At 41.6% G+C, this 26,600-nt stretch carries 17 protein-coding genes; 12 read left to right on the top strand and 5 right to left on the bottom strand.

The window, feature by feature from the left end; translation table 11 throughout:
- Positions 1 to 68: 68 nt before the first annotated feature.
- The 3 genes from glgP to W03_RS07800 all read left to right on the top strand — a co-directional run bounded on the left by glgP (position 69) and on the right by W03_RS07800 (position 4,933).
- Positions 69 to 2,624 (top strand): alpha-glucan family phosphorylase, encoded by a 2,556-nt coding sequence (gene glgP, locus W03_RS07810; RefSeq protein ID WP_244072437.1) that lies wholly within the window; start codon positions 69 to 71, stop codon positions 2,622 to 2,624.
- Between the two features lie 501 nt (positions 2,625 to 3,125).
- Complete coding sequence (locus W03_RS07805) at positions 3,126 to 4,274, top strand: histidine kinase (RefSeq protein ID WP_244072436.1); 1,149 nt, start codon at positions 3,126 to 3,128, stop codon at positions 4,272 to 4,274.
- An 11-nt stretch (positions 4,275 to 4,285) separates the two neighbouring features.
- Positions 4,286 to 4,933, top strand: coding sequence for a response regulator transcription factor (locus W03_RS07800; RefSeq protein WP_244072435.1), 648 nt, complete (start codon positions 4,286 to 4,288; stop codon positions 4,931 to 4,933).
- An 88-nt stretch (positions 4,934 to 5,021) separates the two neighbouring features.
- Here W03_RS07800 and W03_RS07795 read toward each other — a convergent pair whose 3' ends face one another.
- Positions 5,022 to 9,920: a peroxidase family protein gene (locus W03_RS07795; protein WP_244072434.1), complete on the bottom strand. Its 4,899-nt coding sequence runs from the start codon at positions 9,918 to 9,920 to the stop codon at positions 5,022 to 5,024.
- Positions 9,921 to 10,428: 508 nt separating this feature from the next.
- On the opposite strand from W03_RS07795, the gene W03_RS07790 reads away from it, so the two are divergent.
- Positions 10,429 to 12,288, top strand: a complete 1,860-nt coding sequence (locus W03_RS07790; protein WP_244072433.1) for a multicopper oxidase family protein — start codon at positions 10,429 to 10,431, stop codon at positions 12,286 to 12,288.
- Between the two features lie 13 nt (positions 12,289 to 12,301).
- Complete coding sequence (locus W03_RS07785) at positions 12,302 to 12,967, top strand: SCO family protein (protein ID WP_244072432.1); 666 nt, start codon at positions 12,302 to 12,304, stop codon at positions 12,965 to 12,967.
- A gap of 211 nt (positions 12,968 to 13,178) precedes the next feature.
- Here W03_RS07785 and nadC read toward each other — a convergent pair whose 3' ends face one another.
- From nadC to W03_RS07770, 3 genes are all read right to left on the bottom strand, one after another.
- Positions 13,179 to 14,051, bottom strand: coding sequence for a carboxylating nicotinate-nucleotide diphosphorylase (nadC, locus tag W03_RS07780; protein ID WP_244072431.1), 873 nt, complete (start codon positions 14,049 to 14,051; stop codon positions 13,179 to 13,181).
- 668 nt (positions 14,052 to 14,719) lie between these two features.
- A complete protein-coding gene (locus W03_RS07775; protein WP_244072430.1) occupies positions 14,720 to 15,832 on the bottom strand; it encodes a hypothetical protein in 1,113 nt (370 codons plus the stop codon).
- 107 nt (positions 15,833 to 15,939) lie between these two features.
- Entirely contained in the window at positions 15,940 to 17,727 is a 1,788-nt protein-coding gene (locus W03_RS07770; protein WP_244072429.1) for an AI-2E family transporter, read from the bottom strand.
- A gap of 296 nt (positions 17,728 to 18,023) precedes the next feature.
- Between W03_RS07770 and W03_RS07765 the strand changes: the two genes are divergently transcribed.
- Together W03_RS07765 and zapE are read left to right on the top strand one after the other, a co-directional pair.
- Positions 18,024 to 18,374 carry a YqjD family protein gene (locus W03_RS07765; protein ID WP_244072428.1) on the top strand — a complete coding sequence of 117 codons (351 nt, stop codon included), beginning with the start codon at positions 18,024 to 18,026 and terminating at the stop codon, positions 18,372 to 18,374.
- A 983-nt stretch (positions 18,375 to 19,357) separates the two neighbouring features.
- Complete coding sequence (gene zapE, locus W03_RS07760) at positions 19,358 to 20,572, top strand: cell division protein ZapE (RefSeq protein WP_244072427.1); 1,215 nt, start codon at positions 19,358 to 19,360, stop codon at positions 20,570 to 20,572.
- A 330-nt stretch (positions 20,573 to 20,902) separates the two neighbouring features.
- On the opposite strand, the gene ispB is transcribed toward zapE, so the two are convergent.
- Positions 20,903 to 21,871 (bottom strand): octaprenyl diphosphate synthase, encoded by a 969-nt coding sequence (ispB, locus tag W03_RS07755; RefSeq protein WP_244072426.1) that lies wholly within the window; start codon positions 21,869 to 21,871, stop codon positions 20,903 to 20,905.
- 181 nt (positions 21,872 to 22,052) lie between these two features.
- On the opposite strand from ispB, the gene rplU reads away from it, so the two are divergent.
- The 5 genes from rplU to W03_RS07730 all read left to right on the top strand — a co-directional run bounded on the left by rplU (position 22,053) and on the right by W03_RS07730 (position 26,599).
- Positions 22,053 to 22,364, top strand: a complete 312-nt coding sequence (gene rplU / locus W03_RS07750) for a 50S ribosomal protein L21 (protein ID WP_244072425.1) — start codon at positions 22,053 to 22,055, stop codon at positions 22,362 to 22,364.
- 17 nt (positions 22,365 to 22,381) lie between these two features.
- The gene (rpmA, locus tag W03_RS07745) at positions 22,382 to 22,639 is read left to right on the top strand and encodes a 50S ribosomal protein L27 (protein WP_244072424.1); all 258 of its coding nucleotides are present in this window, start codon (positions 22,382 to 22,384) and stop codon (positions 22,637 to 22,639) included.
- A gap of 106 nt (positions 22,640 to 22,745) precedes the next feature.
- Positions 22,746 to 23,837: an Obg family GTPase CgtA gene (gene cgtA, locus W03_RS07740; protein ID WP_244072423.1), complete on the top strand. Its 1,092-nt coding sequence runs from the start codon at positions 22,746 to 22,748 to the stop codon at positions 23,835 to 23,837.
- Positions 23,831 to 24,940 carry a glutamate 5-kinase gene (gene proB, locus W03_RS07735; protein WP_244072422.1) on the top strand — a complete coding sequence of 370 codons (1,110 nt, stop codon included), beginning with the start codon at positions 23,831 to 23,833 and terminating at the stop codon, positions 24,938 to 24,940. The genes cgtA and proB overlap by 7 nt, the downstream gene beginning before the upstream one ends.
- Positions 24,941 to 25,369: 429 nt before the next feature.
- Positions 25,370 to 26,599 (top strand): TraB/GumN family protein, encoded by a 1,230-nt coding sequence (locus W03_RS07730; protein WP_244072421.1) that lies wholly within the window; start codon positions 25,370 to 25,372, stop codon positions 26,597 to 26,599.
- The last annotated feature ends 1 nt before the right edge of the window (position 26,600 follow it).

Raw genomic sequence — 26,600 nt, 5'->3', positions numbered from 1 at the left:
ATTAAATCAGCATTTTTTCTTTTTTAACCTGTTAAGATTGCGCCTAATTTTAAATGAGGAGTATTGCGATGAGTTCTAGGACGGCCTTTATCATTACTATTAATCCGAAGATTCCTAAGCTATTAGGGCGCCTGGAAGAATTGGCTAATAACCTTTGGTATAGCTGGGATCGTGATACTCGCACATTATTTGCACGCATCGACCCTTATTTGTGGGAAGTGGTAGGACATAATCCGAAGGCATTTCTTAAGCGCGTTGATGAATCAGCCTTGCTAAAAGTCACTGAAGACCGTGTTTTTATGGCGTCCTACAAAAGTATTCTATCGATTTATGATTCGTACCATGATAAATCGTCGCTTAAGAAGGAAGCAAAGGAACTCAGCAAACACGATCAAATTGCTTATTTTTGCTTTGAGTTTGGGTTTCATGAAAGTTTACCAATCTACTCCGGTGGTTTGGGAATTTTAGCGGGGGATCATTGTAAATCGGCCAGTGATATGCACTTGCCGTTTGTTGCAGTCGGTTTGCTGTATCGTCAAGGTTATTTTTCTCAAATCATTGATAGCCAGGGTAATCAGCAAGTTACACACACAACCTCAGATTTTGAGGATCTGCCCATTACACCCGTGTTGCGTGAGGATGGAACAAGCGTGCAGATTACCGTTGAGCTTCCGCAACGCAATGTGATTGCCAAAATATGGCAAGTCAAAGTTGGTAATGTTATTTTGTATCTGCTTGATACCGACTTACCAGAGAATTCACCTGAAGATCGTAACATTACAGAAAATTTGTATGGTGGCGACAAAACCATGCGTATCGAGCAAGAGATCATTTTAGGCATGGGTGGTGTGCGCGCACTGCAAGCATTGGGTATCCAACCGACAGTGTGGCATATTAATGAAGGACATGCAGCCTTCATGATATTAGAACGTATCAATAATTTAGTACAACAAGGATTGGATTTCGCTACTGCGTTAGAGAGTGTCGCGGTTAATACAGTATTTACCACACATACTGCAGTACCGGCCGGACATGATCATTTTTCGATCGAAATGATACAAACATATTTCGCGCAATATTATCAACGTTTTAATATTTCCCAAGAACAATTCATGTCGCTGGGACATATTCCCGGTAGCTCGGATTTTAATATGACGGCGCTGGCGATACATGGTTCACGCACGCATAATGGTGTCAGTAAGATCCACGGTGGAGTTTCTGCCAGTATTTGTCGGGAATTATGGCCTGAGATCGAACCAGAAGAAAGTCCGATGGATTATATTACCAATGGTGTGCATGTTCCTACCTTTTTGGCGCAAGAATGGTCTGATTTATTTGATCGCTATCTTGGCCATGAATGGCGTACCAAAATGTGCGAAACCGAGTATTGGTCAGGTATTGATGCAATACCAGATCATTTGTTCTGGAGTGTTCGTCAAACATTGAAGTCAGTAATGTTTTATCGGATTCGTGCACAAGTGACCGAACAAAATACCAGAAATCGTGGTTCTGAAGCACATCTAGATCGATTATTGAAAATCGTCGATCCGGTTAATCCTAATATTTTGACGATTGGCTTTGCCCGACGCTTTGCAACGTATAAACGTGCTGCTTTGTTATTTGATAATCTTGATTGGTTACGTAAGATTGTATTGGATCAAGGTCGTCCGGTATTGCTGCTTTTTGCCGGTAAAGCTCATCCTGCTGATGTGCCAGGTCAGGATTTGATTCGCCGCATCAGTCAAATTGCACACCTTCCTGAATTTGAAGGGCGATTGATATTGATTGAAGGCTATGATTTGGGTTTGGCGCGGCGCATGGTGGCTGGAGTCGATGTCTGGTTGAATAACCCCATTTATCCGTTGGAAGCCAGTGGAACTTCTGGCATGAAAGCAGGAATCAACGGTGTCATTAATTTGAGCATACTTGATGGTTGGTGGGGTGAAGGCTACAATGGCAAAAATGGCTGGGCGATCAAGCCTGGTTTTGAAAATATGGATCCTGTGCAACGCGACAAAGAAGAAAGCCGCGCTTTGTATGAAATATTGCAAGATCAAGTAGTACCGTTGTATTACAGTCATGGAAAAAATGGTTATTCGACAGAGTGGGTCAAAATGGCCAAGCATTCCATGAAATCAATCATGCCACGTTTCAACGGTATTCGCATGGTCAACGAATATGTGCACAAATTTTATCTGCCCGCGAGTGACAAAAGTAGGCGCTATACACAAAACGATTTTGCTGATGCGAAAACTATAGCCGCTTGGAAAACTAAAATACGAAATGCTTGGCATGGTATTACAATACGCCGTATAGACACGCCGCTCGAGCGCGTAAGTTTCGGTGAAGCTATGGCGTTACAAGTAGCTGTGCGATTGAATCAATTGGAACCTCAGGATGTTGTGGTTGAGCTACTAATCAACCGGCAGTTCAAAACGATGCGACTACACAATTTTACGCGTCTCCCTTTTGTTTTTACCAACAAACGAGAAGGTGAAGAGCATTTGTTTGCATTAAAGCTGACACCTGAGCTATGCGGACGGCAAGAATATTTTATCCGTATTTATCCGCATCACCCCTTGTTGACGCATCCCATGGAGATGGGATTGATGAAGTGGCTGTAGCAAACCGGATTACTAGATCGTTGATAATTCTTCAAAGGTAGGATCATGAACCCGTGTGCTACATGCTATCAGTAGCCATGGCTCGTAATTCGATTCAGCAATTCATCTCGGCTTCATTGTAAGTGTGGTTTTTTGGGTATCTGGTTTCGTGTGTATACATAACCAGTTCGAAGGATCAGCTGGTCTGTCATTAGTACAGAGGCTGATTCTTTTGAAATACCCCATTTGTGCACGTAACTCTTGGTAAGCGCGTTGCCCATTATCCAACAATGAATGGAAAACCTTGCTTCAACTCCAATCTAATAAGCAAATGCTTACTCAAATAGTCAGTTGAGATTTCTGATTGGATCATAAATACTCAATTAAACACACATAGAGTCGATATAATTCAATATCATCGAAAAAAAATAACCATAAAAGAGTTATTATTGACTTGTTGAGTTTAATATTTGATGATTCTCATACAAATTTAAATATTGTTTTGATCATTCTCAAACTAACATGAATCAGCGAAGCCAATATCGCAGACTGGTTGACTTTGAATTGCATAATCAAATGCAATTACTTTCCAATCAACTTCAGCTTAAACAGCAAGAATTGGAAAAGTCTCGTAATCGCTATGTTGATCTTTATGACCATGCACCCGTTGGGTATTTAACACTCGATAATAATGGAAGAATATTTTCAATTAATTTAACCGGAGCATCTCTCCTTAAAGCAGAGCGCCACACTCTTATTGGTAAGATTTTTTCGGACTATTTTGCAAATATTGATAAACAAGCTTTTGTGGCCTATTTACAAAAAACTTTTTCTTCATCAAGAAAAACTTCTATCGATCTAAAAATAGGCAATATTGATGATGTCTTAAGCTATGTGCGACTAGAAAGTACCGTAATTAGTAGCAAAAATATGTGCCGCATGATGATGTCCGATATTAGTCAATTGAAAAAAATGATTAATCTTAATCATGATTTGTTGATTGAGAATCGGCAATTAATGAAGGAATTGTTTCGTATTCAAGAAAAAGAGCGTCGTTTACTGGCTCGTGAACTGCATGATGCTCTAGGCCAATGGCTTACCGCTATTCGCGTCGAAAATGAAGTTATTCTCAATCATACCGATAAAAAATCGATCATTTTTACCAGTGCCCAAGCGATTAAAGAATGCACTGAAAAAATGCATCAAGTCATCCGTAACATGCTACATCGATTACGACCGATATTGCTGGATACGCTTGGGCTGCCTGATGCGCTATATGAGCTTAAAAAACAGTGGATATCACATAACGCCGGCACCATTCTCAGGTTTGAACTCAATGGTAATTTATCAGTACTTGGGGAGAGGCTAAATATTAATATATTTCGCCTTATACAAGAAGGATTAAACAATGCCTATAAGCACGCAGACGCATCACAGATTGACGTATTCTTAAGCCGTGAAACTATTATGGACAATCCAATAGCTGAGTTCCTGCTGCTGAAGATAAAAGACAACGGCAAAGGTTTTAACTTCCAAGCAAACTCGACAGGACTTGGGCTTGTTGGCATGCGTGAGCGCGTCATTACATTGGATGGCAGAATGGTGATCAAAAGCGCTAAAGATCTCGGTACAGAAATTACGATTCGATTACCTTTCTTCGCAAAAAACTAACGCTACCTACCATGAACAAGAAAATCACCATTCTATTGATTGACGATCATCCTGTAGTTCGAACCGGCTATCGTAGATTGTTGGAAAGCAATCCTGGCATGCTTGTCATTGGTGAAGCCGATAATGGCGAAAGTGGTTACCAGATGTGGCAACAGTTTACACCTGACGTTACTATTCTTGATTTAAATATGCTCGGAATTTGTGGTTTTGAAACGATGCGACGTATCTTGAGTTACGATGCTATGGCAAGGGTTTTAATTTTTAGCATGCTAAACGACGTAACCATGGTCTATCGTGCGATAAAAGCAGGGGCTACAGGTTTTATCAGCAAGCAAAGCGGTATTGGAGAAATGATACACGCAGTGCAACAAGTCAGCTTAGGAAAAACCTACATTGAATCAGATTTAGCCACAACACTTGCTATGCATGCAACACGTACAGAAAACCATGAAACACTACTAGATGTTCTTACCAACAGAGAGTTTCAAATATTTAAGTTGGTCGCCGAGGGATACTCTAATACTGCTATCGCTAAAAAAATCTCAATTAGTCCTAAAACAGTCAGTGTTCATCAACTCAATTTAATGCGGAAGTTGGATTTGCAAAATACTACGCAACTTATTCGTATGGCTATTAACTACAATATTATTCAAAAATAGCGATTCTCTTCATGGTATTACAAATGCATAATTCCGACTTTTATTTTCACTTAAAAGCGGAATTATGCATTTTCATGTTCTAATAAAATTACAAAACAATATCACTTGCTACTAATGCAGGTGTTCCCGTCAATTGAACTTGGAAATCAGCGGTAAGTACTCCATTAACGTTTGCTTCTAACAGACCATTCGAATAACGTATTTGAGCGGCTGCTGTAAAAGCGGCACTTCCAATAAACACAAACGCTTGATTGCCTGCAATTCCTGAGTTTGCATCAATGGTAAAAAGATCAATGACATCAGAACCACTTTGAAAATCTGCAATAGTATCTTTTCCGCTTGGTAATGATTCACTGACAATAGAATACCTAAAACTATCGTTACCGTTTCCACCTGTCAGTGAATCGACGCCACCCCCACCGACCAGTATGTCATTTCCTTCGCCACCGATTAACGTATCGTTGCCAGTTGAACCGTCCAATGTATTATTAGCAGAATTTCCAGTGATCAAATTGCTTAGCCCATTGCCCGTGCCGTTAATTGCATTTGTACCTGTTAACGCTAATCGTTCAATATTACTAGTCAAAGTTAATGTCGCTGAGCTTTGTACGGTATCAACACCTGAGTTGAGAGCCTCAGTAATCGTGTCAGTATTGGTATCCACCACATAGATATCATTACCTGCACCTCCTATTAAAATATCAATACCGCCACCACCTTCTAAAGTATCATTCCCGGCCAAGCCACTCAAAGTATTATTATTGTTGTTACCGATAAGAATATTATTAGTAGCGTTTCCTGTGCCGTTGATAGCGCCATTGCCAGTCAAAGTTAGATTTTCAAGATTTAGTCCCAAGGTATACGTGACAGAGCTTTCTACGGTGTCGTCTATACCGCCGCCAGTAGTTTCCGTAATCGTATCGGTTGCAGTATCAATGATATATTTGTCATTGCCATTACCACCGATCAGTATATCTAGCCCTCCTAGGCCATTGAGTGTATCGTTACCTGCTAAGCCATAGAGCACATCATCATTAGCGGTTCCAACCAGATTATCATCGGCAAATGTACCAATATAGGCTGTTTTATCAAGGAACTGTATTCGTTCAATGTTACGTAATGTATCGCTTCCGTCATCTCGAGCGCCACCGCCACCGTTGGGTATAATGGTGTGATCGATAAAAATTGTACCTGGAGAGCTATTACTAAACGTCAGAATGTAACTGGAGAAAAGATCCTGATAAACAGCGGTATCTATGTCCGTAGGTGCGGCAGTGTATTTAATCTCACGCACAATCTTGAGTTGATCGGGGCTATATGTCCCTTTCTGCATTGCGCTTTTCAATGTGGTCGTCATATTTTCAAAAGACGCAATTTCAGTATTCGGATTGAGCTTATCACGAACGCTGATCCTGACATTTAACCAAGCATCACCATCGATGATATCGTCACCAGCGCGACCTTGAATCAGATCGCTACCGCCACCGCCCAATAAAATATTACCAGAATTAAAAACAGTTGCTCCTCCCAAGATCGTGCTTAATCCATTAATCTGAGCAATTCTGTCCGCAGCGCTATGTCCGCCACCAGTTGGGTTATTTGCGTTATCCAATGCATTGTTTTGCCCTGATATCGGATCGATCAATGTTAATTCTGTAGCCGTTAAATCATCACCCAGTATCGTGTCATTAAAATTCCACCCAGATGCAGCTTCAACAAAGTTGAAACGATCTGTGGTCGGAACAAAAGGGCCCGGTAGTATAGCCAATGCTAGATCGATATTGGCTGCAGTATTCTTACCATCACTGGATGCCCAATCAAATCCACTGCCTCCATCACTCCGATTGGCGCCAAGCATGCCATTCATAATGTCGTCACCACCTTCCCCGACGAATCCATCGGCATTGCCGCCTCCAATAAACACATCATTCCCACGAATCGGATCCCGTCCGAAAGGATCGTTATTATCGCCTACCTGAGCACCTGCGCCGCCATTCTCAATCCAATCGCTACCTTCGTTACCCATTACGATTCCATTAGCGATATTACCAAAAATGAAATCATTGCCTTCGCCCGCAAAAAGCTCTGAGGCATCGTTACCGGTAATGACAAAATCTTGTCCTGATCCTCCGAAAATAATATTAAGACCAGGACCGGCATTAATCACATCATGACCATCTCCACCCTTGATGGTGTCGTCACCGGAAGCGTCGGTAATGATGTCATTGCCGCTACCACCAAATAGAAAATCGTTATCGACGCCGCCTTCCAATCTATCGTCCCCACCGTCTCCCCAGAGAGTGTCTGAACCCGCATCGGAGCGCATTCTGTCATTACCAGAAGTACCTCCCATGACAACATGTCCTTGACCATTGTAGCGAATGGTTAGCCCGCCTAAAGTATTGTCTCGAACCAGCAACGAGGTTTCATTATAAGCAGTACCAGGATCATTCAAAATGGGGCCACTTGCTCCAACATTAGCTGCTTCGAATGTATAAGTAGGTGTTGAAAACACATTGCCAGGTAAATGTTTTGCACCAGGCAGGTTGTTCATAATCATTTCCGCGAAGGAATTTTGTTCCAATTCGGTCAAGAAATTTAAACCGGCTACTCGATCAAGATAGTAGAATCGGTCCGCATCTTGTAATTTCTCCATTTGTGTTTCAAATACGAAATTAAATGTAGATCCTAACAAGCCACCGAATGGTGCTTGCTCTTCGGCCATACCGCCAATCCAGAAATCTACATCATCAAGGCCAGTGATTGTAGCGCCTGATGGTAAATTGGCCCAATTACCCGTACCATTCATGAAATCATCACGATCAATTGGAGCGTCATCTCCACCATTAACTAATAAATCTGCCGCAGCTCGTTTATCACTCATGGTTATTGCATTCAGGATAGATGGATGCTGGCCATACACAGCAATAAAATTCACCAGAGATTCCGGATGTCTCAATCCTTGCTGAAAATCAGCCCAACTGTCATAAGGCAATAAAGCGCTGTTATGACCGGTATCTTCATAAAACATACGCCGGGCTTCATTTAGCGATGGAATGCCTGTATCGCGGCCGCGTGTGATGTTAATGGCAGCCAAGTCAAGTGGTAATCCGACCAAATTGTTACGCAATGCTTCTGTTACAAATTCGTCGATTTCATTTCCGACTTGTCGCGTCATACCATTAACTACTGCTGCCGCTGCATCAAAATTATTGGCATAGTCTGCACCAAATTCAACTGGATTAAGAAATGCTTGTACCAATCCAATGTCATTATTGTTCAGCGTACCGTCCAAATTGGTTCGGTCAACCGTTTCAGTCAGCATTGAATGACCGAAGCGATATACCACATGCGCGAACTCAGCCATGATGGCAGGATCTATCGTGCTGTTATAACCGGCAAATGCATCAACGTTAGGCTGAACACGGCGCGCAAACTCTTCAAATACCAAATGTTGGTACTGCATTTCCGTGGAAAATTTTGCCGCTTGGAACAAGCGCTCACCATTCCATGAACCATCCGGAAATTTCCATTGTGCAATAAATGCGCTATCACCGCTTGCGGTGACCTGGTCTTTGATGTTCTGAACAGTCCGATTATGCTCCGCATGGAATACCGTATGAACCGCCGTCAGGCCGATGTTTTCATTACCACGTCCATCACCCGTAATAAAATGAGCATTTAGTAATTCATCATCGTATTCGCCCGATGTAACTGGGGTGGTATTAATAATGTTGTCCGTATCAGCGGTTTTCATTGTGCCATTGCTGCTACGCGGCGTGGCGTTATGAGCGATATCGTCCAAGAATGCATGTCCGGTACGAATCACATTGACTGGTATATCAACCCCCAATCCGCCATTAGCCAAAGGATCGCCTTCAACCAAATTATCATCAGGTGTATTTGCGATACCGTCTGTTCCGACGCCGACGATCATTTGCGCGAAACCATTGGCACCCGGAATAAATTTGCCATAACTGTCGGTTAGGATTAATGGCAGATTGGTTACATCTGCATCGGTAAGATTAATTCCTAACAATTGGTGTGCTTGCGTCTTAATATCTGCCCAAGTAGCAAGTCCATCTCCAGTCGCACTATTCTCAATCAATCGTCCTGTTGCAACAGGCTTACCTTCCTTCAGCTCATACTCTCGTAAAAACACTTGATGCGAAGGGTGTGAAGTATATGTTTGGTTTTGATCGACGTAAGGCGTTGTTTGGTTGATTTGTTGATGAATATCATCGGCACTTTCGTCGATGCCCAGCGTTGAAGGATCATCTCCAACAATACCATCAGCACCTGGCAAATTAGTTGCACGCGTCACAGCCATAAAATTGGCTGCTCCAGGGGTCGGATTATAAAGTGGATCGTCAGGTTGCAAAGGTACAAATATTGTTCCGCTCTGACCTTTATTTACCAGATCCAAGCCGTGATCGAAGAATTGTCCAAATAAGGTAAACCAGGAATTATAGGGGGCATCTGCTCCGGCATTGGGAGTTACATTTGGAATAAAATGGGTTTGAAAAGGTGTGCCATCCATGCGGACACCATTTACCAATTCCGAACCGTTTGTTTGTGCCGCAGCAGCTACCGCTGCAGGATTGTTGTCTGTTTGGTCAGCTATCAAATTGCTTGCCAAGCGTGGTTTAGAATCAAATACTAAGCCGCTGGTTTGTGAATAAAAAGTTGAACTACCTTCGGGTTGATTCGGATTGAAGCCGAAGCCTACGGGGACTTCCTCACCGTTTTTAAATGACGGTGTCAACAAACGGGGAAAAACTTGATCAGCTGCTCCATACAAAGATTGTCCCGTTATCAGATTATTATAGGTGCCATTTACATTTCTTAAGCCATTCGGTAACAATGGACTCCCGACCAGTATAGGAAGTGTGTCGAAATTACCCACTAATTGCGCAGCTGAATCACTTTCGGAAATAAGAATTTGTTGTAATAGAAAATCAAGGTCTGCTCTATTAAGCTTTGCCATTTAATCGCCTCATTTATTATTGTTATTATTATTGATGCGTGCTAATCTGCTCTTTCGGCGATTTTTAATGTCTTAGCATTAGTCGTATTGCTATCCGTTTCTGTTTTTGCAATTTAATTGATGAACACATCCATGCTCATCTGGATAGCAAAAGTATTGATGTTACTTTGCTCAAATTCTTAAAAATCGCATCCATCGCTACATGTCACAGACTAAAGTAGCTAATGCTATAAATAAATAAGCGAAATGCCTGTTTTTATATAAGTATTTACTTAATTAGTAATTTGTATCAGAAATGAACAAAAACTAAGTCACTACTTATATGAAAACAGGCATTTCGCTTATTTACAGAAAAATCCTCTGCTTATAGGATTCTGCGATCGTCTATCTCGCAATAATTTAAGGTATTTCAAGTAAATAACAAAAACTAAAAAGTAACTCCATTGATTTACATTAATTTTGGTTATTGTAGAGGCGAATTGTAGATCCATAAAAAGAGAGGGATGGAATGAAACAAAAAGAAAAGGATCTTGGGCACAAAAGTACCAATGATTTAAATATAGTAGATACATCGAGGCGCACATTTTTCAAAGCAACTGGTGCTACATTGCTAGCAGCTCCCGCTATTTTAACCACGAGAGAAAGCACAGCACAGGTTGCTCCGCCGGCACCACCGCCAAGTCCAGCAACAACACCATGGTTAGTAACGCTACCTGATGCAGTAGAACCGTTACCGCAAACGGATCTTTTTACGGATAATAATCTTATCCCACAAGGCGGAGCCAACACTGACTTTGATGAGTGCGGACGGAACGATCATCAACGCTGGGGTGAGTTTTTCAATGAGCCAACGCTTCCACCCGATGAGGCGGATACTTATGAGCTAAAAGCTCAGGCTATTACGAATCATGTATTTCATCCAGATTATCCGCCGCAATTAAGCTGGCAATATATGGGCAAGGATGCAAATGGTAATCCTTATGCAAATCCTACCATTCATGCACGCTACGGTCGGCCGGTCATTGTTCGGTTACATAACCAGTTACCAGCTAATCATACGGGGTTTGGCACACCGGAAATCAGTTTGCATTTGCATAATCTACATACGCCTTCTGAGAGCGACGGATTTCCGGGCGATTATTTTAGTGAAACTAAAGCAGGGCCAACACTCAATAAACCAGGAAAATTTAAAGATCAATTTTATCCAAATATCTATGCCGGATTCGATGAGTTTCCAAGAAACCCAAATAGCAATACCAATACGAGCAATCCGGTCGGTGGTGACAAACGTGAAGCATTGGGTACGCTGTGGTACCACGATCATTGCTTAGATTTTACCGCAGCCAACGCAAGTCGCGGTATGGCCGGATTTTATTTAATCTATGATGATATCGATTCGGGGGATGAGCGCGATACTAATCCGGCTGCATTGCGATTACCAAGCGGTCCGTACGACTATCCATTAGCATTCCAGGATAAACGCTTCGATGTCAATGGAATTCATATTTTCGATCAACTTGACCCTGAAGGTACTTTGGGTGACAAGATCACCGTAAATGGCAAAATTGAACCGGTACTCAATGTTGCTCGGCGTAAGTACCGTTTTCGCTTATTGAATGCTGGACCCAGTCGCTTTTATGAGTTTTATTTGGTTAATACTGCAAATGTAGCGCAGCCATTTACCTATATCGCTAACGACGGTAACCTTTTACCCGCGCCGTTGCAAAACCAAACGAGAGTTCGATTAGGCGTCGCTGAACGGGGGGATATCGTAGTAGATTTTTCTCGTTTTGCATTAAACACAGAACTCTATCTCGTCAACCGTTTAACGCAAACTTCGACCCGTGGCCCGGGTGCAGTACAAGCTCCGGGTACTCGGATAATGAAAATTATTGTAAACCGTAATCCTCCAGTAGCAGATGTGAGCCGTGTTCCGACTGCGCTGCGTGCCATTCGTCGTCCAACAGCGGCAGAAATCGCCGCCGCACCCGTTAGGCGGTGGGTATTTTCCCGTAGAAATGGCTTCTGGAGCATCAACGACAAGCTAGTCAACGTTAATTCTGCCGCTGCACGGATTGAGTTAGGTGGTGCAGAAATATGGGACTTGGATAATCCCTCCGGTGGCTGGGCACATCCGGTCCATATCCATTTCGAGGAAGGGCACATTCTAAATCGATTCAGGAATGGAGTAGCAATACCCATACCGACTCACGAAAGAGGGCGGAAGGATGTGTATGTATTAGGGCCGGGTGAAAGGGTGAGGTTATTCATGCGATTCCGAGATTTCCCCGGTAAATATGTCATGCATTGCCACAATATGATCCATGAGGATCATGCCATGATGGTACGTTGGGATATCGTTGACTAAAGAGGGTTATATTATGAATAAAATAAAAAATGCTATATATTCCCGTAGAAAAATACTGACTGGAGTTGGTTTGGGCGCGCTGGGCGCCATTGGTTTAAGCTCAACTTGGGATAAATTCGGCAGCAGTGCCTTAACAAGCACATGGGATGGAGATACTTCTGCGCCGTTTCCAAACGTCACGGTATATACCCATGAAGGGAAAGCCGTTCGTTTCTATGATGACTTGATTCGCGACAAAGTAGTTGCGATTAATATGATGTATGCGCAATGCGGCGATACTTGTCCGAAAACGACTGCCAATCTGCTTGCAGTACAAAATATGCTTGGTGAACGTGCAGGGCGAGATGTTTTCATGTATTCGATCACATTGCAACCAGAATTGGATACGCCGGTAGTGCTTAAACATTATGCCGAAAATTTTGGCATTCAGGGAAATTGGAAATTTCTCACTGGAGCTCCTGGCGATATTGAATTACTGCGCCGCAAACTAGGATTCTTTGATTATGAAGTTGAGCTTGATGTAGTCAAAGACAATCATACCGGCATGGTACGTATTGGCAATGCTGCATTGGATCGTTGGAGCATGGCACCTTCCCTCGCTGATCCCGAGCAAATTATGGCAACCATCAACCACTTAGATCCCAAAGCAATACACACTTTTCATAATCATTTCGCTTAACATACGCAAAATATAGAATCTTTGATGCCAGAAAATCACGCTGGCATCAATTAATTTGGGGGAAGGTACCTACTTTGATTACCTATCTTCTGTTCTTATAATTATTTTGGTGTTAGGTTATACAAAAACTCTAAATCCAGTAACCTAGTGAGTTTTTTATTGCTAGCTCAATCTCGTACAGAAGCTTTATAGCAGATTCAAGCTAAATGGACTAATACAATTGAGGCTGTAAATCGTACAATCTTAATGATAAATCAATGGCATGTATGTTTTTAGTTAAACTGCCAATCGAAATTCTATCGATACCTGTTTCAGCGATTTCACGCACGTTCTGTAACGTTATATTGCCTGATGTTTCTAGAATGATTTTTTTATGTCCATGCTGGTATCGAGTAATAGCAACCGCTTCTTTTATCTGCTCGAGGGTAAAATTATCTAATAAAATCATCTCTGCTCCGGCTGTTAATGCTTGCTCCAATTCATTCAATGACTCCACCTCAATTTGAATAAATGCACCTAAGGGCACGATAGCCTGTGCATCTTTTATTGCCGTTGCTATCCCTCCTGCAGCCAAGATATGATTTTCTTTAATTAAAATACCATCATACAAACCTAAGCGATGGTTGGTGCCACCGCCGCATTTGACAGCATATTTTTGCGCAATACGTAGTCCTGGCAAAGTTTTTCTTGTGTCAACGATAGTCGCTGTAGTGCCAGCAACAGCATCAACAAAGTGCCTGGTTTGCGTAGCTACCGCGGATAATAGTTGCAAGAAATTCAGCGCCGAACGTTCGGCAGTCAGCAATGCTTGCGCATTTCCTTGAATTTGGCACAGCTTATCGTTTGCCTGAACATAGTCACCATCAAATGCAAACCAGTAGATTTCTATCTCAGATGACAATGCTAAGAAGCAGGATTCAAACCACTTTGTACCACACAATACTGCATTTTCTCGAGAAATTACTTCAGCCCGTAATTGTTTATGATTTGGAACTAAAGAAGCTGTTATGTCGCCAATTAAACCTAAATCTTCTCGTAAAGCACTTTGCACATTACAATCAATTTCTTGCTGCAAATCTCTCAATTTTCCACACCTCAATCTTTGAATGAATAGAATTATAGTACACCCTATATAAATCTAATATTCAGTAGCTACTTGCGAGGAGAGTCTATAAAATGCTTTATCAGCATTCGCCAATAATGAGCTAATTTTTTAGATACCTAAAATTACTCACATTTTGAAATGCACTTCTCAAAATTTTACACATCCGTTAACCTAAATTTGTTGTGGAAATTAATCTTCTGCCAACAACATCATTGAGCAGTTAAATGCAACAAGCAGGCTAATTAATTCAAACGCTAAGACTCTGCCATCATCGGTGAATAGGTAATACATATGAAAAGCTATTGCCAGCAGTAATGAAACGATTAATATTCTCTTTGTCATACAAACATCTTTGTTTTTGAGCTTGTTTCATTTAGAGAGGTATTAGTTAGAATGATTCTTTGGGATAATTCTAATAGGTTTGCCGTATCATCCACTGTTGGTATGGGTCTTATATCAACCCATTCAGAGCCTTAATCAAAATTTTTTAGCAATTGAACTTGAATTGATAGAAATACTTAATATTGCTGATCTAGTTAGTCATTGAGCTATAGTCAAATCTGGTGTACGGAGAATCAAGCGGCAACTTGTTTTTGATCTCCCGTTTTTGTTGTTTCGATCACATCTAACCTTCCCTTGGGGCGGGGTCATTCATATTTACCGGCGCCAGCTAAAGCATTAGGATTGATAATGCGAAAAACGCCATTTTCTAAATAATTCGCAGTTTTGCGCCAGTGCGTTCCTTTTTTCGATTTGTTCCGATCGAGCAATACATTGGATATGACTTGCGCACAAGCCTCTTCAAGATTTAAATCCTGTTCACTCATAGCGGCTTCAAAATCACGGGGATAACCATCGGCGCCACGATGTAAATTGAAGCTCTGCTTGGTATAAGCATTAAAATTATTTATCTTGGATCGACCATGAATCAAAGAATATTCGCCTTCATATTCTGGATTCCGGGAAACGTGACTGTCAGAAAATGAATCTTGAATAACATGCAACAAGCTACCTAACGCGATATTTTGCACATTCTTTTTCATTGGCCGCCAATCTGTTTCTGAGCAATCCAGAGGCGTAAATAAATTAGATCCCACTTTCTCTCGAATACACTTTAGCGAAAATAAATAAGCTGGTGTCCATTTTTTACGTAACCCATCATGGGTAAAATGTTTTTTAAAGCTTCGTGCAGCTTCAGGTGACAAAAACTGATGCATTTTATCTAAATGCGTGTGAATAGGAATAAATCCACTCGCTACTTTGTAGCTAAACTCGGACCACATCATAACTGCTTTTAGTGTATCCCCTGCTTTTTCCTGATCCGAAGAAGCCATCGCATGCAAGAATTGTAGATCGTGGTGATGGCTACGATAAAACAAATCGTAATGACTGGTAATGCGATCAGAATTTTCACTTGCGTTCTTAAAATTATCAAACCAAGCTATAGGATGATCCGGTAATAAGTTGAGCGGATCATCATTCCATCGCACACCACGAATTACTGTCTCAATCAATTCATCATTAATACGTTCAAAACCTGGCATTCTCCGTTCTTTGACTAAATTAAATGATCGAACAGTCAATTCCTCATGAACCGGGTGAATAATGATGCTTGCAACAACGCCAGCGGCTTTTTGGGTATTTTCATCATTAAGAACTAGCTCATGGCTGCCATCATATTTTTTGAATGGATTGATGTCAAAAGCATAAGCCTGCGATCCTCCCAATAAGCTTATTAAGGTTAAGATTATTATTCTCATAACTATTTATTTGTTTATTTTTAAATTATTGATATAAAGCTCAATAGCTATTTGGTATTTTGTTGCACCTTAAAAAAGGAAAGTAGTAACCGTGTACCATAGAGTCACTAATCTAATGTTGATAATTTATTAAGTTCCGATACCACATCTGCCAAACTAAAAACAATGTAATCAGCGCCTACTTCACTTAATCGTCTACGATTTTCTTCCTGATCCTCCTCGTACAAGCCTAACCGTCCAACGACAATACGTAAATCTGGAAATCGTGCGGTAATACGTTTACAAATATGACGCACATGCGCAACTCCTCCTGGAGGAACGGATAAAATCACTAACACATCTGGAGTACGCCGTTTAACATCAGCTAAAATATCATACACTATGCCTCCAGGTGAGGCATGAATCTCGAAACGACTGGGATCGAGTAACATCGACAAGGCATCAACCAGCAACTTGTCTGTCGAATCACGCGCAGGAACAGCTAACACGGAAGTTACAGGCAAGGGGGATGTGGCTCCATCGTTGCTTTCTTTTTCTGTTTTCTTTTCTTTTGATTCGATAACATACATTTCACTACGTTGATCTTCCAGAATACTACCACTCAGTTCCACCATTTCTTTATGGCTGAGTTCATCCAATTTGCCTGATCTTAAGTCTGCTCTTGCCAATGACAACGCTGGAATAATAATCTTATCGAATGCATGAACCATGGAGTCATCTTCAATGTATCTTTCAATAATATCGGAAGCCTCATCTTCATCCTTGGCTAAGAGTCTTTGATAGTAACGCTGTGAAGACGATAGAGTGGGTCGATCACCGAGCAAAATATCGAGAAACTTAAGAAAAGGGACGTGTCGGCCTAAAACTGCCAAACAAACTGTCAAAGGAGAAGCCAATATAAGACCAATGGGGCCCCATAGCCACGCCCAGAATGCCACGGTAACGAGTAACGCCGCTTGTGATACACCTATACCACGTCCATATAGCATTGGTTCAGCAATCATGTTAGTAACCAATTCCAACATTAAGAATAGTGCGATAACCATTAACGCAATGCTCCAATCTGGCGAAATCAGTAAACTCAAAGCAATTGGCAGCAAAGCGGACAACCAAGCGCCTAAATAAGGAATATAACGCAACAATGCCGCGAATGAACCCCATAATATGAAGTATGGGACACCGATCAACCATAAACCTATACCCACTGCCATACCATAACAACAATTAATAAATAATTGTATTAATAGGTAACGACTGATCCTGTCCCCTGCATCTTCGAGTGCACGTGTGGTATCGGTCATTTGACCAATGCCGACCAGTGCAATGAACCGGTCACGTAAGTCTTCTCGGTTAATTAGCATAAAAATTATCAGCACAATCACTAAGCCAATGTTTGCTAACGGCTCAAGTACAGGACCTGCGATTCCCCATAACGCAGAGAAATGGAATGGGCTATCCTCAACGATCTTTACTGGTTGTGCATGTGACGCTTCCTGACTTCCTGAAGAGGATATCTTTTGGATTTTAGAGTCTTTCTGAGCTTGCTCTAATTGCTCATACAGTCGCTCTGCTACGCTATGAAATTTATCAAATAGGCCACTACTGCCTTGCTCATTAATTTGAGAAATTTTTGCAGTAATATTGTCTTCATACTGCGGATATGAATCTACCAAGCTGTCGATTTGCTTAGTAATGGCATAGGTAGCTCCCAAAAATAATGACAACGAAATAACTGTCATCAGTATCACTGCGAGTACACGAGGAATATAAATTTTTTCTAGCCAGTTGACTGTGGGTACTAATAAAAAAGTAATTAATATCGATAATGCAACGGGAATTACAATAACTCGCGCCCAGTACATAAATGCTAATACCAAGGCAATACTTATCAACATCGAAATAAATGAATATGATGTATCGGATTTAACAAAAGATAATTTCATTATGATTGTTTCTCTATATAGTGAACTACATAGAGTTAGAGATTACAACAAGAATACAAAAAAGTTTTAATCTTTTTATAAGTTCGCTTCAAGTAAAAAAATCTAGCGCAATGACTATTTTGTATCCAATATTAATCATAGAGTTTCTTCTTTTGTTCTGATATAACTGACCCGACGCTATAGTGCAGTTATATGTAGTTTCTATCATTTAGTGCATTCCATTACTATCATACTTATAGGAGATTTCCATGGCTCAGGAAAAAGCTACACCCAATCCAAGCAACTTAAAAGATCTTAAGGAACTCAAAACTGAAGCAGAGTTAAAACAAGATCTTGCAATACTTAAAGCTCAAGTCAGCGAGTTAATGGAAGATATTAAAAGGATCAGTGAAAAAGGTATTGAACATATTGGCGATAAAATTGAAAGAGAATTTGAGCATTACAGCGAAAAAGCAACCGATAAAATACGTGATACACAACAAGCTGCGGACGATGGCTTGGAAGAAATTAGTGCTCGCGTGAGGAAAAATCCTGTTACCAGTGTCGCTATTGCTTTTTTCGTTGGCTATATTGTCGCTAAAATAACAGGCAGTAAATAATAGTAATAGCTAAGTGAAAGCCATTACTGAAACGATTATAAGGGAAAGCCGCAGATTAGTTTTTTAGCTCTAAAGTTAGGTAGAAGACATTACGGAAAGCTATTGGAGTCACAAAATGGATCAGATCGGAGGATTGTTTGGTTTAATGGTTTTAGGATTAGATGTGTGGGCGATTGTAGATATCCTGACTAATACGTCTCTCAGAAAAGCTATTAAATTGTGGTAATTCAGACCCGATCTGGCAATCCCCGATTTGATGATGTACCTGTTAGATCAAGTTTAGCTATTCAATGAGGTGATTTTATCGTCCCATACCTCTTTTGCGTCAATTAAGTTTGCATTGGCGTGCGCTCGCAGCAGATTTTTCCTTGGTGAGTACATTTCCCGTTATAGTACTTCAACCAGTCATCCAACAACACTGTTGATCGGTCTGAGGCAAGCATTTGGAATAGCTTTCCACAATTCCAAGACACCGTCACCAACCGCCAGTTCGGGCGCACATTCAAGGCCGCGCTGTTTCAAATCCGTTCAACTCGCTTCAGACCCGCGATAACCGCCCGACAATGCCAGTAATTTTTACGCTCCATCTCAGGTAGAATGTGATTACATAAAAAAGTGTGCGACATATTTTGCAAGGAATTACAGTGAGATATGGTCTTGTCGTGCGCTGAATGCTTCTGAAGGTACTTTCATACAATTAGGAGTCTTCTATTTTGTAGGTGTGAGCGGGAGAGTAAGTGGCTGGCAATAGAATTGTTCAAGTATAGCTTCAGTTACTTGAAAACGAGTGATTGTACAATCTATCTGACAAGAATATGCAGTAAGGAAGAAACAGGTGCGATTGGATTGCTTTCTATCCGGAATTGAAACGGAAACTCTAATTTTTCGAATAATCTGTAAAGTAGAATGAAAATACGATATCAAAAGCGAGATATATGCATAAATTGCAAATGATTTGCCATTATCCTCTCTCGGATTAGTCGATGGCTATCGATAAAGAACATACCCCCCATGCTGAGTATCTTGCATTAATGCGGGATGGTGAACTCAAACCTGATCCAGATCAAGCCAGGGCAGTCGATGCCTTGGAGCATCTGCATCAAGCGTTAAATCAGTATTCCCCTCCCAATGCGCAAAGCGGCGGTTGGCTATCGCGCTTATTTTCTCACACGGACAGTGTTTCAAGCTCTCCTAAAGGCGTTTATCTATTCGGTGGCGTTGGTCGTGGAAAATCTATGCTAATGGATTTGTTTTATGAAACTGCACCGTTATCTACCAAACGACGTGTACATTTTCAGGAATTCATGCTGGATATTCATGAGCGTTTAAGAAGCTGGCATAGCCTTTCGATGCAGCAGCGCAAGCTGGCTTTAAAGAATATTGTTTTTGATAAAAAAGTTGATTTTGATGATCCGATGCCCGCTATTGCACACCAAATAATCAGTACAACCACACTGCTGTGTTTCGATGAACTACAGGTTACCGATATTGCCGATGCAATGGTGGTTGCACGTCTTTTTCAAGAGTTATTTAATCGAGGTCTGATAGTTGTCTCCACATCCAACCGAGCGCCAGATGATCTTTATAAAGATGGCTTAAATCGGCATCATTTCACGCCCTTCATTGATCGCATCAAAGAAAGAATGGAGATTATTCCGTTAAATGGTCCGGTAGATTATCGTTATGATCGTTTGAAAGGCGTCGAAACCTATTTCCATCCAGTGAATGAAGAAACAACAGCGAAACTATCGACCATTTTTTTTCGATTGACAGATCGCGATATCGCGGATCGCGACAAAGTACCAAGTGGTGAATTGGTTGTTCAAGGACGTAAATTATTTGTTCCCAAATCGGCACGTGGCGTAGCCGTATTTTCTTTCAAGCGCCTTTGTGCGAGTCCTCTGGGTGCTGCGGAATATCTTGCCATTGCAAAAACTTATCATACTGTCATTATGGTTGCGATCCCGCAGTTTACGGATGAAAACACTAGCGAGGCCATTCGTTTTATGCACTTTATTGATGCATTATATGAGCATAACGTCAAATTTCTATGTTCCGCTGTGGCGCCACCTCAACAATTGTATTGTTCAGGCAACATTGGTTTTGAATTTGAACGCGTGATTTCACGATTAATGGAAATGCAGTCGGAGGATTATTTGATTAGTGGTCATGGTAAGTCATTATCCAAATCTGTTTAAGAATTCATCTTCAGGAGTAATAAACTTGTGATGTGACACCAATATAATTTGAAAAAGAACTTAATAAAGCGTCCGGTTTTATCGGACTGCTGCAACCATGAGCGAATTAATCACCTTCACGCTGTTTACACAAAATAAGAATCACTAGTAATGGCATTGAAAACTTCTGGAATTTCGCTAAACATGTTTGAAGAAGATGCTGTGGAATACCTAAACACAACAGTTAAGAAATATTGAAAAACTGAACTCAGTTTTAACCCGATCTACTACAACCCTTGAATCTATTTTCTGTCGAGAAAATATTGATGGTGCTGCAATAATCAATTAAATTTAATAATTACGAGTAATTGCAAAATCTGCCAAATCGAGCAGGCATTTTTTATTCTCGGATTCTGGTAAAAATTGAATAGCTGCAATTGCTGCTTTGGCCTCCGACTCAGCGCAATTTCTGGCATAATTCAAAGCAGCTGTTTGCTGGATAATGTCCAGGATGGGTTGGAAACCGTCTTGTCCGCCATCTTCTATTGCTTTTCGAATAATATCAGCTTGGCGTTGTGTGCCAGTCTTCATTGCGTATATCAGCGGCAATGTCGGTTTTCCTTCAGCAAGATCGTCACCGAGATTCTTACCGATGTCATTGTTATTTCCAGAATAGTCGAGAATGTCATCAATCAATTGAAATGCCGTTCCCAAATGCATGCCATATACCGCCATCGCTTCTTCTTCTTTGTCAGATACATTGCCTAATATTGCGCCAAGGTAGCTGGCTGCTTCAAAAAGCTTGGCAGTCTTGTAGCGAATAACCTGTAAATAACTCTCTTCTGTAACATTAGGATCGCGACAATTGAGAAGTTGCAAAACTTCGCCTTCGGCGATGGTGTTCGTGGCGTCTGCTAGAACTTGCATGACTCGCATATTATCGATTTCTACCATCATTTGGAACGCTCTTGAATAAAGAAAATCTCCAACTAACACGCTGGCAGCATTGCCGAACAAAGCGTTGGCAGTTTCTTGATTGCGGCGCAGTTGAGATTCGTCTACTACATCATCGTGTAGCAACGTGGCGGTATGAATAAATTCAATAATGGCTGCAAGATTGTAATGAAACTTTCCGGAATAACCAAAAGCGCCTGCTGACAAAATGACTAACGCTGGTCGTAAACGCTTACCTCCGCTGTTAATAATATATTCGCTAACCTGACGGATGAGAGCAACATGAGAGTGGAGTTTTTCTCGGATAACGCCATCAACGATATCCATATCCCGAGCGATGAAACTTTTTATGTATTCGATTGACACAATGTGACCTTAAAGAAAGCGCTATGTTAGAAATGACGATGGCTTAGTGTCAAGCATAAAAGAGAGAAAGAAGGGTTGCAGCATGAATATAAATGAATAACACGGTATATTTTTATGCACAAACAGTCGGTAAATCGTTATAATAGCGCGTTTTGTTGTATGTGGATTTGGAGTTTATACTATGTATGCGGTAATAAAAACCGGTGGCAAGCAGTACCGAGTTCAAGTGGGCGAGAAGCTCAAAGTTGAAAAGCTGTGCGTTGAAGCAGGAAATGAATTAGTCATTGACCAAGTGTTGATGGTTGCGAATAACGATCAAGTATCTGTTGGCAATCCACTGGTTAGCGGTGCAAAGGTGAATGCAACCGTTTTGTCACAAGGTCGCCATGATAAAATTCGCATCTTCAAAATGCGTCGCCGTAAACATTATCAGAAACACCAAGGACATAGACAATACTATACCGAAATTCAGATTACTGGCATCTCGGCTTAGGAGTAGGAGTAAAATAAATGGCACATAAAAAAGCAGGCGGAAGTTCAAGAAATGGTCGTGATTCACATTCTAAGCGGCTCGGTGTAAAACGTTATGGCGGCGAATTAATTCCTGCCGGCTCGATTATCGTTAGGCAACGTGGTACGCAAGTTCATGCAGGTGAAAATGTTGGGATGGGAAAAGATCATACCTTATTTGCAAAGATTACCGGAAAGGTCAGTTTTGCTGTTAAAGGCGCGCTTAAGCGTAAAACGGTCAGTATATTACCAGTATAAAGAATTAACCTTCTATCTCATGAAGCCCTATCTTAAAACGATGGGGCTTTTTATTTGTAACTGGAAAGTGGTATAACCGTATGTATTCAGGAATAAATTGATTGTTATGAAATTCATTGATGAAGCGGTCATCCAGGTGCTTGCGGGTAAAGGTGGTAATGGCGTAGCGAGTTTTCGTCGGGAAAAATATATTCCCCGTGGAGGTCCAGATGGCGGTGATGGTGGTCGTGGTGGAAGTATTTATGCAATCGCTGATCGCAACATTAATACCTTGATTGATTATCGTTTTGCACGTATCCACCGTGCCAAGAACGGTCAGAACGGACAGGGATCTGATCGCTATGGTCGCAGTGCTGAAGATATCGTATTGCGCATGCCGGTTGGAACACTGATCAAGTATCTGAATACTGAAGAGATTGTTGCAGATTTAGTACAGGATCAGCAGAAGGTGTTGCTTGCCAAAGGTGGAGTCGGGGGAGCAGGCAATCTTCACTTTAAATCAAGCACCAACCGTGCACCGCGCCAGTTTACTTACGGTGAACTGGGCGAAGAATTTGAACTGAAACTTGAATTAAAGGTATTAGCCGATGTAGGTTTATTGGGTATGCCCAATGCGGGTAAGTCTACATTAATTCGCGCTGTCTCGGCGGCTCGTCCGAAGGTCGCGGACTATCCCTTTACGACATTGGAACCTAATTTAGGGGTCATACGCATCGATGCCAACCGTAGCTTTGTAATGGCCGATATTCCCGGATTAATTGAAGGTGCGGCCGAGGGTGTTGGTTTGGGGCATCGTTTTTTGAAGCATTTATCGAGAACTCGATTGTTGTTGCATGTCATTGACATGGCACCAATAAATCAAGATACCGATCTTGTTCATGAAGCGCATGCGCTGGTTAAGGAACTGCAAAAATATGATGAATTGCTGTATCGAAAACCGCGTTGGTTGGTACTGAATAAGATCGATATGCTACCTCTGCAGAAGCAAGCTGAAGCTTGCGAAGAATTTGTTCGAGCATTGGGCTGGAAAGAAAACTATTTTATGATATCGGCCCTTACAGGAGAAGGCTGTAAACAACTGACATATGCCATTATGGAGTATTTAGAACAAAACGTATTAACGCCCGAACAACTTGCACCGATAGCGAACACCGAAACTGCTCTTGATAATCTCAATCAAGGGGATGACGTATGCTGAAGCAGGCACGCCGTATTGTGATTAAAGTAGGCAGTAGCTTAGTTACCAATCAAGGAAAAGGACTTAACCATGTAGCATTGGAGGAATGGGCTGGGCAAATTGCTACACTTAAACATCAAGCTAAAGAAATTATTTTGGTTTCCTCTGGTGCAATTGCGGAGGGTATGCAGCGTCTTAGTTGGGATAGCCGACCGACTGCATTGTATGAATTGCAAGCCGCAGCGGCAGTAGGGCAAATGGGTTTGGCACAAGCATATGCTTCGGTTTTTTCTCATTATGGATTGCAAACAGCTCAAGTATTGCTGACGCACGAAGATTTATCCAATCGGAAGCGTTATCTTAACGCCCGTTCAACGCTGACGACGTTGCTAAAACTTAATATCATTCCAATTATCAACGAAAATGATACTGTTGCCACAGATGAAATCCGCTTTGGCGATAATGATACACTCGCCGCTTTAGTGACTAATCTAATTGAGGCTGATATTTTGGTCATTCTCACCGATCAGGCTGGGCTATATACCAGCGATCCACGTAAAAACCCAGATGCACAGTTATTGTATCAAGCCACTGCTGGGGATCCGCTATTGGAGAAAATGGCGGGAGGGGTGGGTAGTAATATCAGCCGCGGCGGTATGCAAAGTAAGGTGATTGCCGCCAAGCGCGCAGCACGCAGCGGTGCAGATACTTTGATTGCTTCTGGGCATGAAGAAAACGTACTCATTCGCCTCAGTCAGGGTGAAGTGATCGGTACACATTTGCAAGCCAAAATTCCGGTGTTGGCAGCGCGTAAGCAGTGGCTTGCCGACTATTTGCAGGTTCGTGGTAGTGTGCGGCTCGATCAAGGTGCAGCGAATGCGCTGATTCTTGATGGAAAAAGTTTATTACCAATCGGTGTCACGCAAGTCGAAGGAAATTTCGAGCGCGGTGAAGCGGTGGTCTGTCTGAATGAAGAGGGTAAGGAAATAGCCCGTGGATTGATCAACTACAATGCCATGGAAACACAGCGAATCTTAAAAACAACTACGCATGAAATCGAAAATATATTAGGATACGTAGCGGAGCCGGAATTGATACATCGGAATAATCTGGTTTTATTGTGATTATCTAAAAATTTTAGATTCTGTCGGTATTTTGTAATTCTCGACAAAACCTCGTCTCTTATTTCATAAAGACCATAATCTTAGCTGTTTAGTCCCATGTTATACCGGTGAGATGTACGTACAGCTACAGAAAGAAGGAATGCGTTGTTTCTTGTAGCATATGCTCTTGCCGCTGGATGATTGTCTTTAGACGCTACAGCCCATGATCCAGCATTTGTTACGGTTTGACTTTGCGTTTCACTATTTACAGACTCTATTGCTGATTACTCGGTAATACGGGATGAGTGGATGCAAAATTGTCATGTCATTGGTGAATTGTGGTACGATTTTTATAGTTTTAGAATTCTATTTTTGTTACATCTATAAACGAGATTGAGCGCTATCTTATATAGCTTAACTTCCTAAGTTTTATAAACACCCCAACTACTGATGAATAATTCTTCCGTGCCAAATACCGATGGGTTACTTGCTGATGAACCCATTAAAACGCTTAAAGTTAATAACAGTACCGTAACGTTACTGGGAACGGCACATGTTTCCAAGGCTAGCGCCGATAAAGTTGAAGAGCTGATTGCTACGGGGAAGTATGATGCGGTGGCCGTTGAGTTATGTCCGAGTCGATACAAGGTGATCGTTAATCCGGACGCAATTGCCAAAATGGATTTGTTTGAGGTGATTAAAAAAGGTCAAGCCAGCATGGTTGCAGCCAATTTGGCGTTGAGTGCTTTTCAGCAACGGATGGCGGAGCAATTCGACATAGAGCCGGGCGCTGAAATGCGCGTTGCGATTAAAAACGCTCAAGCGGCACATTTACCTGTAATGCTGATTGACCGTGAGATTGGTACTACTATGAAGCGGATTTACCACAATGTACCTTGGTGGAAGCGGTTTAATTTATTTGCAGGTTTGCTTGCTAGCGTGATCAGTAATGAAAAGGTCAGTGCTGAAGAAATTGAAAAATTAAAGCAGGGCGATGTGCTAGAAAGTTCTTTTTCACAATTTGCAGAAAATGAGCATGATTTATTTCGCCCATTGATCGGTGAACGGGATGAATATATGTCGGCGCGACTGGTTAAAGAGTGCCAAGAAAATAATTATCAGCATATTCTCGCGGTTGTGGGCGCCGGGCATTTACCTGGAATGGCGAAGCAATTGGTGGAACAATCGGTTAACGATCCAGATGTTACTATTGCAACACTTGACACGATTCCTAAGTCTTCGAAATGGTTAAAAATTATTCCATGGGTCATTGTGGCACTGATCGTCACGGATTTTGTGATTGGTTTTTCCCGCAGTCCGGATATCGGCACGGCCATGCTGATCGATTGGATTGTCATCAATGGAGGGCTTTCTGCGCTCGGTGCAGCGATTGCGTTTGCGCATCCGCTCTCTATTTTAACTGCTTTTCTTGCGGCGCCTATCACTTCGTTAAACCCGACCATCGGTGCAGGTATGGTGGTTGCAGCCGTTGAAGTTTATCTACGGAAACCGAAAGTCGAAGATTTCAATCGACTTAGAACTGATGCTACGACGCCAAAGGGCTGGTGGCATAATCGTGTTACCCGTACATTATTGGCTTTTATCTTGTCGACTTTAGGTTCTGCCATCGGTACTTATGTCGCTGGTTTCAGAATATTTGAGCAACTTACTAGCAGTTGAT

The sequence above is a fragment of the Nitrosomonas sp. PY1 genome, assembly GCF_022836435.1.
Lineage (GTDB): Bacteria > Pseudomonadota > Gammaproteobacteria > Burkholderiales > Nitrosomonadaceae > Nitrosomonas.
This window is presented reverse-complemented; position numbering and strand designations above follow the sequence as displayed.

What these genes read in the sequence shown, in the direction of transcription:
- glgP (WP_244072437.1), top strand. Translation starts at nt 69, where the DNA reads ATGAGTTCTAGGACGGCCTTTATCATTACTATTAATCCGAAGATTCCT.
- W03_RS07805 (WP_244072436.1), top strand. Translation starts at nt 3,126, where the DNA reads ATGAATCAGCGAAGCCAATATCGCAGACTGGTTGACTTTGAATTGCAT.
- W03_RS07800 (WP_244072435.1), top strand. Translation starts at nt 4,286, where the DNA reads ATGAACAAGAAAATCACCATTCTATTGATTGACGATCATCCTGTAGTT.
- W03_RS07795 (WP_244072434.1), bottom strand. Translation starts at nt 9,920, where the DNA reads ATGGCAAAGCTTAATAGAGCAGACCTTGATTTTCTATTACAACAAATT.
- W03_RS07790 (WP_244072433.1), top strand. Translation starts at nt 10,429, where the DNA reads ATGAAACAAAAAGAAAAGGATCTTGGGCACAAAAGTACCAATGATTTA.
- W03_RS07785 (WP_244072432.1), top strand. Translation starts at nt 12,302, where the DNA reads ATGAATAAAATAAAAAATGCTATATATTCCCGTAGAAAAATACTGACT.
- W03_RS07775 (WP_244072430.1), bottom strand. Translation starts at nt 15,832, where the DNA reads ATGAGAATAATAATCTTAACCTTAATAAGCTTATTGGGAGGATCGCAG.
- W03_RS07770 (WP_244072429.1), bottom strand. Translation starts at nt 17,727, where the DNA reads ATGTTGATAAGTATTGCCTTGGTATTAGCATTTATGTACTGGGCGCGA.
- W03_RS07765 (WP_244072428.1), top strand. Translation starts at nt 18,024, where the DNA reads ATGGCTCAGGAAAAAGCTACACCCAATCCAAGCAACTTAAAAGATCTT.
- zapE (WP_244072427.1), top strand. Translation starts at nt 19,358, where the DNA reads ATGGCTATCGATAAAGAACATACCCCCCATGCTGAGTATCTTGCATTA.
- rplU (WP_244072425.1), top strand. Translation starts at nt 22,053, where the DNA reads ATGTATGCGGTAATAAAAACCGGTGGCAAGCAGTACCGAGTTCAAGTG.
- rpmA (WP_244072424.1), top strand. Translation starts at nt 22,382, where the DNA reads ATGGCACATAAAAAAGCAGGCGGAAGTTCAAGAAATGGTCGTGATTCA.
- cgtA (WP_244072423.1), top strand. Translation starts at nt 22,746, where the DNA reads ATGAAATTCATTGATGAAGCGGTCATCCAGGTGCTTGCGGGTAAAGGT.
- proB (WP_244072422.1), top strand. Translation starts at nt 23,831, where the DNA reads ATGCTGAAGCAGGCACGCCGTATTGTGATTAAAGTAGGCAGTAGCTTA.
- W03_RS07730 (WP_244072421.1), top strand. Translation starts at nt 25,370, where the DNA reads ATGAATAATTCTTCCGTGCCAAATACCGATGGGTTACTTGCTGATGAA.